Below are 16,563 nucleotides of genomic sequence, written 5' to 3' on the forward strand. Positions count from 1 at the left end.
GTAACGGGTGAAAAATAGAAACATTTACCTTTAGATTTATCCAATTAGATAGGGTAATGATGTAGGTTGCTATGTAGTAAAAAAAGGGTTTGCAGAAAGGGCACAATACATTCTATTATATATAAGGTAGATTTACGGCATTGCCCGTATCAATGATTTAATGCTCGGAAGGAGGGGACAAGCATGATAGAGGAAAGAAATGAAAAGGATGAAGTGCAGTTCGACGAGGCACGATTGCGAGAAATGCTCGAAGCACATGATATTGACGCATTCCGCGATGAGTTTTTAGAGCTTCATCCATATGATCAGGCAACGTTTTATGAGAAGGTGGAACCTGATATAAGGAAGACCATCTATTCGTACTTGTCTCCGACGGAAATGGCTGATATTTTTGAGGCAATCGAAATAGATGATGATGAATACACAGCGTATCTAGCTGAAATGGATCCGTCATATGGTGCAGAAATGCTTTCTCACATGTATGCAGATGATGCTGCAGACGTTTTAAATGAGTTGGATACGAAACAACGTGAAAGCTATTTAGGCATGATGGATGAGGAAATAGCTGAAGAGATAAATGAGTTATTAAGCTATGACGAAGGTACAGCTGGTTCTATCATGACGACTGAATATGTAGCGATACCAGAAAATTCTACTGTTCGTTCAGCGATGGCGATTTTACGGAAAGAGGCGCCAGATGCCGAAACCATTTATTATATATTTGTCGTTGATGAAGCACATCGATTAACAGGTGTTATTACGCTTCGTGATTTAATTATTGCTGATGAAGATACCCTCATACGTTCGATTATGAATGAACGTGTTGTGATGGTGCACGCAGGGGATGACCAAGAAGAGGTTGCTCAAATTATGAAGGACTATAATTTCTTAGCGACACCAGTTATTGACGATAAGGGTAAATTACTAGGGATTATTACAGTCGATGATATTATCGACGTTATTGATGAGGAAGCATCGGAGGACTACTCTAAATTAGCGGGTATTTCCGATATGGATAAATTTGATACAACTTCGTTTCAAGCGGCTAAAAAGCGTTTACCATGGCTTGTCATATTATTATTTTTAGGGATGCTGACAGCAAATTTGATGGGACAATTTGAGGCAACGTTAGAACAGGTTGCGTTACTCGCAGTGTTTATCCCTCTCATTTCAGGTACTTCAGGAAATAGTGGAACACAGGCACTAGCGGTAGCTATTCGAGGTATTGCAACAGGCGATGTCGAAGAACATAGCAAGCTAAAATTACTACTACGCGAAGCCGGTACAGGTTTAATGTCTGGAGTTGTTTGTGGGTTAATTGTGATCGGCATCATCTATGTTTGGAAACAAGAGTTGATTCTTGGAATGCTGGTAGGAGCAGCGCTTTGTGGTTCTATTTTAGTAGCTACACTTGCAGGCTCTTTTATTCCACTACTAATGCATCGCATGAAGATTGATCCGGCTGTCGCATCAGGTCCATTCATTACAACATTAAATGATATTACAAGTATTTTAATTTACTTAGGTTTAGCGACAGTATTCTTAAGTCAAATAGGTTGAGAACCAAACTTCTTCCTTTTGCATATTGTATGAAAAAAAGGGAAGTGAGTAATGTGGGTCAAGAGCCACGCTTGTTTATAAAATCACCATCATATTTTCTAAATATTTCTAAGATGCTACATGAGCTTGAATTGGATGAAAGTACGTCAGTGTATATAAAGGACGGCTATTTCAATGGGCAAACTTTTGAAAAAAAAGAAGAAGCAGTTGAAAAAGTACAAATAGATCCGTATTTACTAAAGCAGCTTCAATTTTTAGAGAAGCCTTTTCGACAAAAAGCCTATCAACCGTTACTTATATGTTTAAAGGATGGTAGAGAATTACGTGGTGGTGCATCTGATGTACAGACCGATTCATTGATGCTTACTTCTTTCGAATTAAAGACGCAAGAAATAATCTATTTTGAGGATATAGATCAAGTATTATGGCGAGGTAAACAACTACCTACCTTATGAAAAAAGTGTACAGCAGAGGATGCTGTACACTTTTTTTATGTGTAGTGTGTCAAAGGTGAAGAGACTATTCACAAATCCCTAAGTCAACATCAGCAATACATTGTACAGCGCAGAAGCATGATAAATCTACAGTGATACAGCTCTCAGTTGAATTCCAATCATCTACTTTACATATTTTTTTCATGTTGACACAGCAGCCATCTCGACTTAATAGATCTACTGTACTTTCGCTGGAGTCAAATGAACATAAAGGCTCTAAAACACGCAAAGTAGCGCAGCACTCATCGAACATATCTTCTACACGGAAAAATACTGATGTACATATACATGGATCTGCTGTTGGTGAACTGAAAAATGCTTTAAAAGGAGTACCGTCTTTTGTAATTAACATGAATACACGTGTATCTGCATGAGAGCGTGCAGGACTTACAATGCCTCCAAGTGGTTCTAAGAAACAGTTAGCTGTACATGGTTGACATTCATCTCTCACCGCTTGATTCTGAATGTCTAAAATAGCGCGTACTACGTCACAAACGCAGCCTGCTGAATGGATTGGTCCAATAGGATTTGTTGGCTTACCACAACCCATATTGTCACCTCCTTTCCTTGTTACTACTTCTACAATATGTGCTTCTGAAAATTGGACTCGGGCTTTCGTATATATAGTTAAATGAATAGTTTTTTTATGGTTGGAGAAACTTTAAAGAAAAGGAGGGTAAAAGCTTGAAGCTGTTAGGAATAATGTTACCTCTATTAGTCAGTTTATCGCTTTTAAGTGGTTGCGGTGAAAAAGAAAAATTTATTGTCTATGGTTCACCGGAAAATGAAAAGGAAGTTGAAGCCATTTTAAAAGAACAGAAATTTGTAGACAAAACAACGGTTATTCAATATGACAATAGTATGCTTGTGGCTGTGCAAATTAAACCGTGGGATAAGTGGAAAAAGACTAAATTAGAGAAAAAGTTGCAAAAGAAATTTGATGAAAAATATCCAAACAAAGATGTTTTTGTCTCAGCTGATTATAAAATATTTTATGAAGCCAATAAAATAAAAAGGGAACAAATTGAAGATAATAAGCTGAAAGATAAAATTAAGAAATTGAAAAATCTAGCAAAGGAGGAAACATAATGGAAAAGGAACAATATCAGCAATTAGAGCAAAATGTCACGCCAAAACCGCCTTATTTTAAAAATGTTGCAAAGGCGTTTCTAGTAGGTGGACTTATTTGTACAATCGGACAGGCCGTATCCCTTTTTTATATGATATTCTTTGATTTTACCGAAGCGACAGTCGGAAATCCAACAGTTGCAACATTAATATTTTTCGCCATGATATTAACAGGGGTTGGCTTATATAAAAAAATTGGTCAATTTGCTGGAGCTGGATCCGCTGTACCTGTAACAGGGTTTGGTAATGCTGTTGTTTCTGCAGCCATTGAGTATAGATCTGAAGGATTAGTACTTGGTGTCGGTGGAAATATATTTAAATTAGCTGGATCAGTTGTATTATTTGGTGTTGTCTCCGCCTTTTTTATAGCACTTATTAAATTCATTCTTGTGACGATAGGAGTGGTTTCATGGTAATTGTCTTTCAATCGAAGCCTTCCTTAATAGCAGGTGGTGTGGTAGCTGGTCCACTAGAGAAACGTAGTATATTTAGTCAATATTTTGATGCGACCTTCGATGATGAACGTTGGCAAATGAAAACAAATGAACAAGGGCATCGAAAAATGGTTGAAGAAGCCTGTGAATTCGCCATGAAAAAAGCAGGCGTGAAAAGCGCAGACATTGATTATTTTATGGGCGGCGATTTAATTAATCAAATGACACCAACCAATTTTGCGGCCAGAGATTTAGACATTCCTTTTATCGGATTATTCTCAGCGTGTGCCACCTCTATATCTTCATTAATTGTTGCGAGCCTTTTAACAGAAGTAGGCGCCTCCAAATTAGCGCTAGCCGGTGCATCTAGTCAACACAATGCGGTTGAGCGACAATTCCGCTATCCAATCGATTATGGCTCACAAAAGCCCCAAACAGCTCAATGGACCGTAACGGCTGCAGGATATGCTCTAGTTGGTAAACATCATGAAGAATACCCTTCAATTGAAGCAGCAACTGTTGGAAAATCGGTTGATTACGGTATGGATGATCCATTTCACATGGGCGCAGCGATGGCACCAGCTGCTTTTCAGACGATTCAATCACATTTAGAACAGCGTAATCAAAAAATTTACCACTATGATTTAATTTTAACAGGTGATTTAGGTCAGCTTGGCTTAAAACTTCTAAAAGGTATGTTTCTTGAAAGTGGCATAAAGAGTGAGGAGTTACAACCTTTACGTGATGCAGGTGCAGAGTTTTATGGACAGGATGAAACATTCCAATCTGGTGCAAGTGGCGCGGGTTGTTCGGCAGCTGTTTTTTTTAGTTATGTGATTCAACAGATGCGAGCAGGTACCTATAAACGAGTCCTTCTTGTGGCGACAGGAGCATTATTGTCTCCGCTTACATTTCAACAGGGCGAGACAATCCCCTGTACGGCGCATGCGATTGAAATTACAATGGAATGAGGCGAAAAAACTATGTTTATGACATTTGTGATTGCATTTTTTGTAGGAGGCATTATTTGCACCATAGGTCAATTATTAATGGATTTTGGTAAATTAACACCTGGACATACATTGAGTACTCTAGTCGTAGCTGGTGCTATTCTTTCCGGAATGGGTTTGTATGAACCACTCATTAATTTTGCTGGTGCCGGAGCAACTGTTCCTATTACATCTTTTGGAAATTCCTTGACGCAAGGTGCAATTGTTGAAGCGGAAAAACATGGGCTTGTAGGTGTGTTAACGGGAATGTTTGAGGTGACAAGCTCAGGAATCAGTTCTGCAGTTGTTTTTGGCTTTATCGGAGCATTAATATTTAAACCTAAAGGAAATGTTGATTAGACGAATACCCCACCCATTTTTACAACGCTAACATATGATAGGTTGTAGAAGGGAGGGGTATTTTTATGGGATATCAAGGCTGGGGTGCGCATCCGTATGGAGGGCATGCTGATGGTTGTTACGGAGGAGATTATGGAGGTTACTATGGCGGTCACCATGACGGCTGCTATGACGGCGGTTACTATGGTTACGGACATGGACATAGTTCAACATTTATTTTAATTGTTGTCCTATTCATTCTTCTGATCATTGTAGGTGCTGCTTGCATATAATTTGATTAACTTCTTTTAGCAGAAGTCTCCCACCGTTATCGGTGGTGAGATGAATGCGGGTTTAGCTATTTTTAGCGGATGTCCAAACATTTGCTGAAATAGAGGAACTCAGTCTAAGAACGCCACGTCCTGTGGCAACGACTGAGTGACCAACATCGTGTTGGACCAAAGCCTCCGGCGGATGTTTCGGAATATGTTAGCCTAAAATCATCGCATCCATGTGATAACGGCTAACTGACCTGCATCGTGCAGGCCTAAGCCAAAGCCAATATGCCGAGGCATAATTGATTGTGACAGTAGATAGAGGCTTTAGCTTTTCTTCAGAGAGCTCGATTTTCTGAATAAAGTTTAAAGCCTTCACTAGTTGTCATATGGTTCGTGCATGAGAACAACAGTAGGAATAAATGTGAATTTTAACTGATAGGAGGGGGAACATGAATCGCTCACTTTTTAATTCAATTGAACAAAAAACTGGAGTATCAATGGATGAAATCTTTGCTCTAGCAAATGAAATTCAACATGCTGATTTTAAAAATGAAAAACAAGTAAGAAAAATCGTACGACGCGTAAGTAAAATGTCCAAAAGACAAATTACGCAAGAGCTTGAAGATAAGTTAGTACAATCAATTATTCAAGATGGTAATTCACTAGATTTAGATAAAATTACAAAAATGATGAAATAACATGAATCTATTAGGCAAAGTAATATATTTAAAAGGTTGATTTAAATGAATTTTCATTTATAAATCAACCTTTAAAGCTTTGTAATGCAATAAAAAAGGGTGTTACGAATGCCTCAGCATTTTCGTAACACCTTATTTGATCCATCCGTTCATAGACTGATTTCCGCTATTTTTAACATCTGCCGTGGGGAATTTTTACCAAAAAGTTAAATTATTTTTTCCATAGCACGATGTGGGATACCAGCATCCATAAATTCAGGAGATGTTACCGTATAGCCAAGCTTTTCATAAAACGGAATAGCATAGCTTTGTGCATGAAGTTTTAATTTTTTCTTATTAATTAACATGGCGTGCTTCTCCATTTCCTTCATTATTAAAGCACCTAGTTTTTTACCGCGTTGATTTTGTAAAATACAAACACGTTCAATTTTTGCGGCATCGTCCTCGATACTTCGTAAACGTGCAGCACCTACAGGGTCATTGTCTTCATACATAATGAAATGCGTTGCAGATGCATCCTCAGCATCACATTCAAGATGAAGCGGCACACCTTGCTCTTCAACAAAAACTTGCTTGCGGACTGCAAACGCATCCTCATGTTCTTTAGTTGTTTCAACAATCTTTACGTTATACAGATTACTCAGCCCCAGTCAATCGGAAAGTTTCATATGTTGTCCACGAGCCATCTTCCAATTGATATAAAAGATGAATACGATCAATTGTATCTTTTTCGTCAACACCTGTCATACGTAATTGCCCAAAGATATCATCGTGCTCGGAATCTGTCATTTTTTGAGCAATAGTAATATGTGGGACAAATACGTGTTTTGACTCACCAAAAGGTACTTTTTCTTCTAGAGCTTCGTGTAATGTTGTTAATTGTTCAGTTGGTTCAATACGGAAATAAATCGCATTTGTTGTTGGGAAAAATGAACTTATGCGTAATGCATGAATGTTTAAAGGTGCATATTTGGCAGCCAGCCCATCTAATTGTTTTACGACAGATTGAATATCTTCATCCGTTGCCTCAAAGCTATCCTTTAATGTTATATGCGGAGTAATTTTCGCATAATGAGGATCGTAACGTTTTCGATAAGTATTCGCTAAATCTTGTATTTTTTTTGATGGAAATGCCACAATACCATATTTCATAGGCCATTACCTCCCGAAAATAAACAAATTTTAATTTAAGTATAACAGAAATTTCCGATTTCGTAATTTGAATCGTCTTAATTAATTAAAATTTTCAATTAATGCGCGGCGTAAATCAGGTTTCCAATATTTCCATGTATGATTGCCATCGAATTCTTCATAAAATGTAGAAAATCCTTTGTTTATCATAAGATTATGAAGCTGACGATTTGGTGTTAAAAAATCTTTAATGGTTTTATCCATCGTGACAACTTTATCTTCTTCCTTACCGACAATATGATAAATGGAAATTGCTCCTGGATCTTTAAAATTCTCTACAGCTTGCAAAACATCTTCATCAACATACGGCGATTGTAAAATAACCTTACCAAAAATACTTGGGTATTTTAATGCGGCCATTAAGGAAGCGGTTGCAGCCATTGAGTCACCAATAACCCCTCGACTCATGCCCATTTGATATGTTGCATATTCAGCATCTAAATACGGCACAAGCTCATGAGCTAAAAAACGAAGATATGCTTCATGTTGCTCTCCGCTTGGAATATATTTATGGCGTCGATCCTTAATGTCCTTATAAGGAACGAAGGCAATGATTAGATTTTCGATTTCATAGTCATCGATAAGTTCATCGGCAAGTTTTGTAATACCTCCAAGTTGGAAATAATCTTTTCCGTCTGACGCAATTAAAATATTATATTTATATAGTGGAGAATAATTTGCAGGAACATAAATATAGAGCGGTAATTCCTCCTGTAATGCTTCACTATAGAACTTTAAATCCTGTACAGTTCCCTTATCCAATGATGACACTCCTTCTCGTGTTTGTAACGAAATTGTACCATATACTCAAAGTAAAGGTATAATAGGTTGGGCTAGCACTATTCTAGCAATAAAAATCGAAGTGAGGGATAGTTATGCATGATAAAAATACTCGCATACACTCTGATGAAGTAGCGAAGGCAGCTCAAGCTGCACTTATTCGTCGTGGTGTATCGATAGAGGATATTGCAAAAATCGTTTATGAAATGCAAAAATCCTATAACAAAGGTTTAACGTTAGACCACTGTGTTCATTCTGTCGAGCGTGTATTACGTAAGCGTGAAGTTCAACATGCTCTATTAGTAGGGATTGAATTAGATGAACTGGCAGAGAAAAAGTTATTATCGGCACCATTACAGCAAATAATAGAATCCGATGAGGGTTTATTTGGTGTGGATGAAACAATCGCACTTGGATCTGTTTTTACATACGGTAGCATAGCAGTAACGACTTTCGGACACTTAGATAAGCAAAAAATAGGTATCATTAAGAAGTTGGATACAGAACCTGGTCATCATGTAAATACGTTTCTAGATGATTTAGTGGGCAGTATCGCAGCTTCAGCCGCATCCCGTATTGCACATCGTATGCGTGATTTGGAAGAAGAGGGCGAGACATTTGCAGATATTGAGCCCGAAGAGCTAGGACCAAAACCAAAATCACATCATGAGATTTAATAAAGTAAATAACAGAGCCCCCTCAAATGAGGAGGGCACTGAAAAACTTACGTTTTCATAAAAGCGAACCTTTCTCAGATAAAAATAAGGCACTTCTTGTTCAATTTTGAACAGGAAGTGCCTTATTTCTGTCTCTATTCCTTATTCCTTATTTATTTTCGTTTAATAGCTTTAATATCCGTTTTAAATTGACAGCGAATATCGTTGTAGCACCTTGAATTTCCATGCCAAATAGACCCGCAGTCGATGCCGTATCGTACCCGTGTCCGTTTTTTAATTCACTATTCTTCGCTTCTACTTTGTAGCGATTTGCGGCTAATTGCTTAAATGCTTCAGTATTTTGAAATGCCTCTTGTTCGGCATGTGTATCCGACTTAATTGTGACAGAATATGTTTTACTTTTTGCGCCTTCTTTATAACAGCCATCTCTCATTGGACATACTTTGCATTTTTCAATGTCAAAATAATATGTCTGACTTTGACTCATACTCGTTCCTTTTTTACCCGTACGTACTTTTGATTTGAAATCATCGGGGGCACCACCTGCACATTAGTTCTTTTATTATAAAGGAAAGCGTGACTAAAATAATAGTGTGATACATTGCGTTGTTTGGAGAAGCATCGCTCGCCCGCGGAAAGCGAGCGGAATGCTTCGGAAAACAACAGTAGAGTCACAGTGCCAAATGAAAAAAGCGAGGTATTCAACGATTTACTCGTTAAATACCTCGCGATGTGAGAAGATATAGACTTTTTCAGTGCCCTCCAAATGAGGAGGCTCTGCTTCTTTAATATGGCTATGAATTGTTTTGTATACTTGATAATTAATCGTTATAGGCTTTTAAATATTCTTGTACCTTTTTACTGTCTGCTTCAAGCTTTAACCCTGTATTAACAAGTGGTGAAACAGTTGATACAGCAGGTTTTTTATTGCCTTGATAGTAGTTAATAAATTCATCCTGATTAATAGAGTAAAGAATTGCTTTACGTAGGTCTACTGAATCTGATACAGCGCGACCAGATGTATTCAATTGTAGATATGATACGGCATTACTATCAGCAGTGTGTAACGTTAGTTTACTATCTGATTTGACAATGTCTAGCTTTGTCTCTGGTACTGATTGGAGAATATGAATTTCACCATTACGCAATGCTGATAAAGCACTATCGATATCAGCGATAAAACGAACATTAATTTTTGCAATCTTCGGTTCATATTCACTACCTACACGGTAAGCAGGATTTTTTACAAATTGTGCTTCATAATCATTTTTCTTCACAAGAATGTAAGGGCCACTAGCATAAAGTTGGTTGTTGTATGTTGCTGTGCCTTCCGTTACTGTAGTTTGATCACCATAGGCAATATCCTTATCTGGATCATAGCTTGCTACATCATATGTGTTAATGCTTGTTACTTGTTTTTTAGAAACGATACCACCAGATTGGTGTGCTAAATAATTTAACACTTGTGGGAATGGTGTTGGTGTTGTAATTTTAACAACTTGGTAAGCGCCAGCTCCATTATTAACAGTCCCTTTATCTTTTGCTAATTGCGTTACGGAAGCAGGGAGGTGTTGAGATAATGCATCTAGCACAGACTGATGAGAGCCCGCAACTTTTTTCTTTTGTAATTCTGCTAAGTCAGAAACGATTTCGACTGTTTCAATATTTTCGTGAAGACTATATGTGCGATGGTCTGGCACTGATTTGGGATTTCTTGCACGATTTAATGAGAATACAACATCTTCTGCTGAAACTAATTCACCTGTATCAACAGCGGCACCGTCTTTTACAGCAGCGAAGTTAATATCATCACGTAAAATGAAATAATATTCTTGATTACCTTCAGCAATAGCATGATTGTAAGATAATGATCCATCAGAAACGACGTCGTCTGTATCGGTTAAGTTTACAAGTCGTACATACATATTCGTATTTAATGTATTAATAGAACCATCATTTCCTTTAATAGGATCAAGCGATGTTAACGAACTAATTGTTTGATGTAAAATCAATGGTTCAGTTGCATTTTTAGATGCGTCATTGAATTCAATGCTTTCCCACACTTGCGCACGGGATTTTGGTAGATGTACTGTTTTTGGATTTACTAATTCGGAGTAAATGCCTTGATATTTATTTGAAATATATAACGGTGCAATATAAGCTTGATTGAATACTAAAAGCTGTTCTAATTCTTTATATTTTGCAGCAGCTTCATCACCTGTTAATGTACTTGCTTCGTCGATGAGAGCATCTAATTTTGAATCAGAAACAATACTATAGTCACCGCCCGTTTTAAATAAACCACGAACAGCATAATCAGGGTTTCCTGTTACTGTTGTCCAGCTCGAAAGTGCTAAATCATAATTGCCAGCCTCTTTTTGTGCTGAAAATGAACCATAATCGGGTTGAATATTTAGTTTAACATCAAAGCCATTTTTAACTAGCTGGTCACGAACAATATTCATATCTTCCTCAGAAGCAGCCATTCCTAAAACTTCAATTTCTTTTTTACCTTTGCCTTTTGAATCTTTACTACCTTCTACGTCAGTTTTTGTTTGTACGCAACCTGCTAATGCTAATACTGTAATGAATAAGAAGACAAGTAATTTTTTCATGTAAGAACCTCCGTTATTAATTTGATTTTGGATCTAAAGCATCTCGTAATCCATCACCTAAGAAGTTAAAGGAAAGAACGAGAAGCATAATACAAAGACCTGGGAAAATAGCGACATAGGAATGTGTTTCCAGGTACGTACTACCAACCTTAAGAATATTGCCCCATTCAGGAATGTGAGGCTCAATGCCGAGCCCTAAAAAACTTAAACTACTTGTTGAAATCACAGCACCACCAATGGTTAATGTCGCTTTGACAATCATCGGTGCTAATGAGTTAGGAACAATATGCTTGAAAATGATTGCAGCATCAGATGCTCCTAACGCTCTGGCTGATTCCACGAATTCAAAATTAGAGAGCTGCATGACATTAGCGCGCATAGTACGAGCATATGTTGGAATTGCGCCAACACTTAGTGCGATAATTAAGTTAATGGTATTGGCACCAAATGCTGCGATAATGGCAATTGCTAGTAAAATTCCAGGAATGGCATATAAAATATCAAGACTTCGCATGATTATGTTGTCAGTCGCTCTTCCGTAATAGCCTGAAAGTGCTCCAAGCGTACCGCCGATTACTGCAGGTATGATTGTTGAGAAAAGTCCGACAATAAGCGATATTTGTGCACCGAAAACAATACGAGAAAATAAATCACGTCCGTAATTATCGGTGCCTAGTGGATATTCTAACGAAGGTGTTTGTAACAATGCTCCGTAGTTATTTTCAATAGCGAAGTCATAGTCAAATGTCCAAGAGCTTGTTACGGACAAAGAAAACATAAATACGATGAAAAATAACCCGAAGACGGCCATCGTATTGCGTGAAATCTTTTCAAAAATATTTTGCCATTTTTCAATTGTAGAAGGATTCGCCTTTCGAGCTTTTTGAATAAGGCTATACCCTAGCAATGTTGCAAATAGATTGCCAGTCAAAGAGGCAATAAGTAGCAAAATACCAGGTAACAGCATCCATTTTGGCGCAGCCTCGGAAGTCACAAATTTTGTACATAGAAATAACATTACGCTATAAAAGAGTGCAAGGAGTAAGAAAAGACCCATTGCTAGTAAAAACGTATCTGTTACGTACGGTTTAAATAAGTTCAGTGCTGAAATACTGATAATAAAAAGCTGAGTGATCAATGCATAAGCTGCAAAAGTATATTCAGCTGTCTTACTTTTTGATATAAGCAAAAAAGCAAAAGATGTAGAAAAAATATTACCTGAAATAATTGTCAATAACAGTGGATAACCAAGTAATCGAGAGCTTTTTTGTATGCTACTATGGCTTGCTAAATCCTGTTTAATTCGTAAAGTTAGGAAACTAACATAAGCTGTGGTAATTGCATAAATGACGAAAAAGATCAGGACGATTGGTCGCCAGCTTTGACTAGAAAAATTATAGCTATAAGCTAGAAATAATAAAGAAAACAGTAAGGAAAAGACAAATGTAAAATGTGAATTGACATATTCCTGTGTAATCTTCAAAAGTAGTTTGACATGTAAGCTGTTTTTCACAGGTGATCCCCCTTTAAGACTTCTTCATTTTCGAGCGAATGCGTGGATCGAAAAAGGCATACAAAATATCGATGAATAAATTAACAATCGAAATTGTAATAGCAATATAGACGACCCCACCAAGGATAGCTGGAATGTCCGGAATAAACTGCTTGTCAACAATATAGCTACCAATCCCACTAATATTGAAAACTTTTTCTGTAACAGATGCCCCACCTAACATCCCACCAAAAAGAAGTCCAATCACTGTAATAATAGGAATCATGGCATTGCGAATAGCATGCTTTGAAATCACTTTAAATTCATTCAAGCCTTTAGCTCTCGCTGTAATAATGTAATCCTCATGTATCACCTCGAGCATACTAGATCTTGTCATACGGGCAATAGAAGCCGTAATGGATGTGCCTAAAACAATGACTGGCATTATTAAAGATAGCCAGTTTTGAGGATTATAAGTAGCAGGGAACCATTGTAGCTTTAATGCAAACGTTAAAATAAATAGCAGTCCTTGCCAAAAGCTTGGGATGGATAATCCAATCAAGGCAATAAACATAAATGTATAATCCACATATGAATTCGGACGAACAGCTGATATAATGCCGACCGGAATAGCAATAGCGATAGCCATTAAAAGTGATAGGATAGCTATTTCAAGTGTGACTGGAAATTTGTTTACAATACTATGTGTAATATTTTCTTTCCCTGCAAAGGAAGTACCTAAATCAAATGTGAATAGACCAGATAAAGCATTCCATAACTGAGATAAATATGGCAGATCCAAGCTATGAATATGATTAAAATTAGTTATTTGCTCAGGCGTTGCCGTAACACCAAGTAAGTTTCTCGCTGGATCGAATGGTGACAAATACAAAATTGTAAAAACCAGTGTCGCGACACCTACAATAACAATGAAACTTTGTAGTATTCGTTCAATGACAAATTGCAGAAATGGATTCGCAAACAAGATAAGGACTACATAAAATAACACAGCAGGTATAAAAGTAAGAATCACAAAGTTTTTATTTTTAAGTTGCTGACTAAAAAATTGTAAATAGGATTGGTTTGTTAAACCATCTTTCAATAAATCTTGCTCTATTAACTGCTGAATTTTTTTTTCTGCTAATTTCGAAGCAGTTTCCTGTAATTGTTTTTCTGACACACATTCATGAAAGAATTTTGCTTTGGCTAATTCTTGTTCAGCAAATTTAATTTGCCATTGTGTAAAGAAATCCTTTTCTTTGTAATATTGACTGCGTCGCACAAAAGCTTGACGGTATTGGTGTGAATGTTTTCTTCTCCTATAGGATAAGTATGTAAAAGGGTGTACTAAAATACTTAAAAGAAAGAGTAGCGCATTGTAAAACTTGTGGTGCATGAGCTTTTGATAAACTGAAAAAAAGAATACATACTCCTTAGTTGAAGAATGACTTTTTGAAATATCCATGCATTTCCTCCAGACGTAAGTAAAATAATAGATTGTAAAACATATCAGCACACCATAGTTGCCAACTCATTTTTAGTAAGATTCTACTAAATGAATTGCAGGATGAGAGATTAAATATTATTATATTGTATAATTCCTATCAGTATTGTAAAGTATGGATTATACTCGTAATTAAGTCAATCACAAAAATTACAAAAGGATGGATTGAATGAGTGAAAAGCTTCTAGAAATCAGCAATCTTCGTGTATCTTTTATGACGGGAGAGACAGAATTTGAAGCCGTTAAAGGCGTTAATTTTCACGTAAATAAAGGTGAAACACTCGGAATTGTAGGAGAGTCAGGTAGTGGGAAAAGTGTAACGGCTCGTTCCATTATGCAGCTATTACCATCACCACCTTCCTATCTAAAATCAGGAAATATTTTGTTTAAAGGACAAGAGATTACTTCATTGGGCGAAAAACAACTGGAGGGAATTCGTGGACAAGATATTAGTATGATTTTTCAAGATCCAATGACATCGACAAATCCAACTATTCGTATTGGTGAACAAGTGGCTGAAAGTTTAATAAAGCATCAGTCGATGTCCAAATCTGAGGCATATAAGCAAACAATAGAATTATTAAAGCTTGTAGGCATTCGAAATGCAGAAGAACGCTATAAACAATATCCGCATGAGTTTTCTGGAGGCATGCGCCAACGTGTTATGATTGCCATGGCACTGGCTTGCCGTCCGTCTTTACTAATCGCAGATGAACCGACTACAGCCCTTGATGTAACTATTCAAGCGCAAATTTTAAAATTAATGCGAGATATGCAAAAAAAGATGGGTACCTCTATCATATTAATTACACATGATTTAGGTGTTGTTGCTGGTATGTGCGATCGTATTATTGTTATGAAGGAGGGAGAGATTGTTGAGCAAGGTACAACAGAGGCGATCTTTGAAAATGCTCAACATCCATATACTAAAAAACTATTGAATGCTTTACCAAAGCTCCATGAGAAGAAGCAGCCTAAAGCAATTGCAAATGTACAGCTTGGAATAGATAAAAATAAACCATTAATCGAAGTGACACATCTTTCAAAGGAATTCGCGTTAGGTCATGGGAAAAGGGTAAAGGCTGTCAATGATTTATCGTTCCATATATACCCAGGAGAAACATTAGGGTTAGTAGGCGAATCAGGCTCAGGAAAATCAACGACAGGCAGAACTATTTTACAGCTCCATCAGCCTACTGATGGAGAAGTCTTATATCAAGGTGTACCAATTACAAGACTAACGAAAAAACAGCTTAAAGCAATGCGTCGACATATGCAAATTATTTTCCAAGATCCATATTCCTCGTTAAATCCAAGAAAAAAAATAGTAGATATTATTGGGGAAGCTCTAGATATTCATAAACTAGTTAAAACGAATGAAGAACGTCAACAGCGTGTCGAGGAATTACTTGAACTTGTAGGCTTAAACAAAGAACATGCAATGCGTTATCCACATGAATTTTCAGGTGGACAACGACAACGTATTGGCATCGCAAGAGCTTTAGCAGTGGAGCCAAATTTTATTGTTTGTGATGAGCCACTTTCAGCACTTGATGTTTCTATTCAAAAGCAGATTGTAGACTTGTTAAAGGATTTACAGCAGCGTCTTGGATTGACTTACTTATTTATTGCTCATGATTTGTCTATGGTTAAACATATTAGCGATCGTGTAGCTGTTATGTATGGTGGGAAAATTGTAGAGCTTGCAGAAAGTGAGGAGCTGTATGCTAATCCTTTGCATCCATATACACAAGCTTTATTACACTCAATACCCATTCCAGATCCAGCGATAGAAAAGCAAAAATATATGGATACCGAAAATAAGGACATACAAACACACTATGAGATAGAAAATAGTCAGCTTGTTGAAGTATCTCCAAATCATTGGGTTGCTATTGCAACTACATAACTTGAATGTAGTAGCCTGTTATTTTACAATAGAAACATCGTGAAAACTTTAAGGAGTAAAGGATTCTTTTAGAAGCTTTCTTAAAGTTGAAAAGTTGTGAGGGATCTACTACATGAAAATGCAGGATATAAAAACGTTAATTACGAGTGGTACAAACATTCTTGCTTTTGGTAGATACCAGCCCAAGATAAGTTATGCAATCCCGAATAGAACAAGTTGAACAAAAAACACATGTACACATTATAATTTAGTTAAATAGGGATTTTAGCCATATCTTGTTTAATTATATTTGTACGAAAGTGTACATATTAACTGATGTAGAACCAAGCGTGATTGTAAATATAGCTTAATTATATAGTTATTATGATCTTCGGTTATTGCAACTGAAGATTTTTTTATGAGTAGGGCATACTCTAATCACTATTGAAAAATTCTTCAGCAAATTTTATTTTGATAGTAGTGGACTATAATAGAT

At 36.8% G+C, this 16,563-nt stretch carries 17 protein-coding genes and 1 pseudogene; 10 read left to right on the plus strand and 8 right to left on the minus strand.

The window, feature by feature from the left end:
- Positions 1 to 183: 183 nt before the first annotated feature.
- Positions 184 to 1,560 (plus strand): magnesium transporter, encoded by a 1,377-nt coding sequence (gene mgtE, locus MY533_RS02865; protein ID WP_132363917.1) that lies wholly within the window; start codon positions 184 to 186, stop codon positions 1,558 to 1,560.
- Between the two features lie 53 nt (positions 1,561 to 1,613).
- Entirely contained in the window at positions 1,614 to 2,015 is a 402-nt protein-coding gene (locus tag MY533_RS02870; RefSeq protein ID WP_248717958.1) for a hypothetical protein, read from the plus strand.
- A 64-nt stretch (positions 2,016 to 2,079) separates the two neighbouring features.
- On the opposite strand, the gene MY533_RS02875 is transcribed toward MY533_RS02870, so the two are convergent.
- The gene (locus MY533_RS02875) at positions 2,080 to 2,604 is read right to left on the minus strand and encodes a CotY/CotZ family spore coat protein (RefSeq protein ID WP_132363913.1); all 525 of its coding nucleotides are present in this window, start codon (positions 2,602 to 2,604) and stop codon (positions 2,080 to 2,082) included.
- A gap of 134 nt (positions 2,605 to 2,738) precedes the next feature.
- On the opposite strand from MY533_RS02875, the gene MY533_RS02880 reads away from it, so the two are divergent.
- From MY533_RS02880 to MY533_RS02905, 6 genes are all read left to right on the plus strand, one after another.
- A complete protein-coding gene (locus MY533_RS02880; protein WP_248717959.1) occupies positions 2,739 to 3,143 on the plus strand; it encodes a YhcN/YlaJ family sporulation lipoprotein in 405 nt (134 codons plus the stop codon).
- Positions 3,143 to 3,598, plus strand: coding sequence for a stage V sporulation protein AC (gene spoVAC, locus MY533_RS02885; protein WP_248717960.1), 456 nt, complete (start codon positions 3,143 to 3,145; stop codon positions 3,596 to 3,598). The genes MY533_RS02880 and spoVAC overlap by 1 nt, the downstream gene beginning before the upstream one ends.
- Positions 3,592 to 4,587, plus strand: a complete 996-nt coding sequence (locus MY533_RS02890; RefSeq protein WP_248717961.1) for a stage V sporulation protein AD — start codon at positions 3,592 to 3,594, stop codon at positions 4,585 to 4,587. The genes spoVAC and MY533_RS02890 overlap by 7 nt, the downstream gene beginning before the upstream one ends.
- A gap of 18 nt (positions 4,588 to 4,605) precedes the next feature.
- Positions 4,606 to 4,965, plus strand: coding sequence for a stage V sporulation protein AE (spoVAE, locus tag MY533_RS02895; RefSeq protein ID WP_248719137.1), 360 nt, complete (start codon positions 4,606 to 4,608; stop codon positions 4,963 to 4,965).
- 65 nt (positions 4,966 to 5,030) lie between these two features.
- On the plus strand, positions 5,031 to 5,237 hold the full coding sequence (locus tag MY533_RS22225) for a YjcZ family sporulation protein (RefSeq protein WP_305883982.1): 207 nt from the start codon (positions 5,031 to 5,033) through the stop codon (positions 5,235 to 5,237).
- Positions 5,238 to 5,671: 434 nt separating this feature from the next.
- Positions 5,672 to 5,920 (plus strand): stage VI sporulation protein F, encoded by a 249-nt coding sequence (locus MY533_RS02905; protein ID WP_132363905.1) that lies wholly within the window; start codon positions 5,672 to 5,674, stop codon positions 5,918 to 5,920.
- Between the two features lie 206 nt (positions 5,921 to 6,126).
- Here the strand turns inward: MY533_RS02905 and MY533_RS02910 are convergent, their stop codons facing one another.
- The 3 genes from MY533_RS02910 to MY533_RS02920 form a co-directional block, all read right to left on the minus strand.
- Complete coding sequence (locus MY533_RS02910) at positions 6,127 to 6,555, minus strand: GNAT family N-acetyltransferase (protein ID WP_248719138.1); 429 nt, start codon at positions 6,553 to 6,555, stop codon at positions 6,127 to 6,129.
- A gap of 1 nt (position 6,556) precedes the next feature.
- The gene (locus tag MY533_RS02915; protein WP_248717962.1) at positions 6,557 to 7,072 is read right to left on the minus strand and encodes a YjcG family protein; all 516 of its coding nucleotides are present in this window, start codon (positions 7,070 to 7,072) and stop codon (positions 6,557 to 6,559) included.
- An 81-nt stretch (positions 7,073 to 7,153) separates the two neighbouring features.
- The gene (locus tag MY533_RS02920; protein WP_132363899.1) at positions 7,154 to 7,873 is read right to left on the minus strand and encodes an alpha/beta hydrolase; all 720 of its coding nucleotides are present in this window, start codon (positions 7,871 to 7,873) and stop codon (positions 7,154 to 7,156) included.
- A 113-nt stretch (positions 7,874 to 7,986) separates the two neighbouring features.
- On the opposite strand from MY533_RS02920, the gene MY533_RS02925 reads away from it, so the two are divergent.
- Positions 7,987 to 8,568 carry a phosphatidylglycerophosphatase A family protein gene (locus tag MY533_RS02925; RefSeq protein WP_132363897.1) on the plus strand — a complete coding sequence of 194 codons (582 nt, stop codon included), beginning with the start codon at positions 7,987 to 7,989 and terminating at the stop codon, positions 8,566 to 8,568.
- Between the two features lie 148 nt (positions 8,569 to 8,716).
- On the opposite strand, the pseudogene MY533_RS02930 reads toward MY533_RS02925, so the two are convergent.
- The 4 genes and pseudogenes from MY533_RS02930 to MY533_RS02945 form a co-directional block, all read right to left on the minus strand.
- Positions 8,717 to 9,085, minus strand: a pseudogene (locus tag MY533_RS02930) (transposase); the annotation flags it as partial.
- A 304-nt stretch (positions 9,086 to 9,389) separates the two neighbouring features.
- A complete protein-coding gene (locus tag MY533_RS02935) occupies positions 9,390 to 11,183 on the minus strand; it encodes an ABC transporter substrate-binding protein (protein WP_248717963.1) in 1,794 nt (597 codons plus the stop codon).
- A gap of 16 nt (positions 11,184 to 11,199) precedes the next feature.
- The gene (locus MY533_RS02940; RefSeq protein WP_248717964.1) at positions 11,200 to 12,696 is read right to left on the minus strand and encodes an ABC transporter permease; all 1,497 of its coding nucleotides are present in this window, start codon (positions 12,694 to 12,696) and stop codon (positions 11,200 to 11,202) included.
- A 13-nt stretch (positions 12,697 to 12,709) separates the two neighbouring features.
- On the minus strand, positions 12,710 to 14,140 hold the full coding sequence (locus MY533_RS02945; RefSeq protein WP_248717965.1) for an ABC transporter permease: 1,431 nt from the start codon (positions 14,138 to 14,140) through the stop codon (positions 12,710 to 12,712).
- 208 nt (positions 14,141 to 14,348) lie between these two features.
- Between MY533_RS02945 and MY533_RS22230 the strand changes: the two genes are divergently transcribed.
- Positions 14,349 to 16,088, plus strand: coding sequence for an ABC transporter ATP-binding protein (locus tag MY533_RS22230; protein ID WP_248717966.1), 1,740 nt, complete (start codon positions 14,349 to 14,351; stop codon positions 16,086 to 16,088).
- Positions 16,089 to 16,563 lie beyond the last annotated feature (475 nt).

Origin of the sequence: Lysinibacillus sp. Ag94 (assembly GCF_023242215.1) — a bacterium.
GTDB lineage: Bacteria > Bacillota > Bacilli > Bacillales_A > Planococcaceae > Lysinibacillus.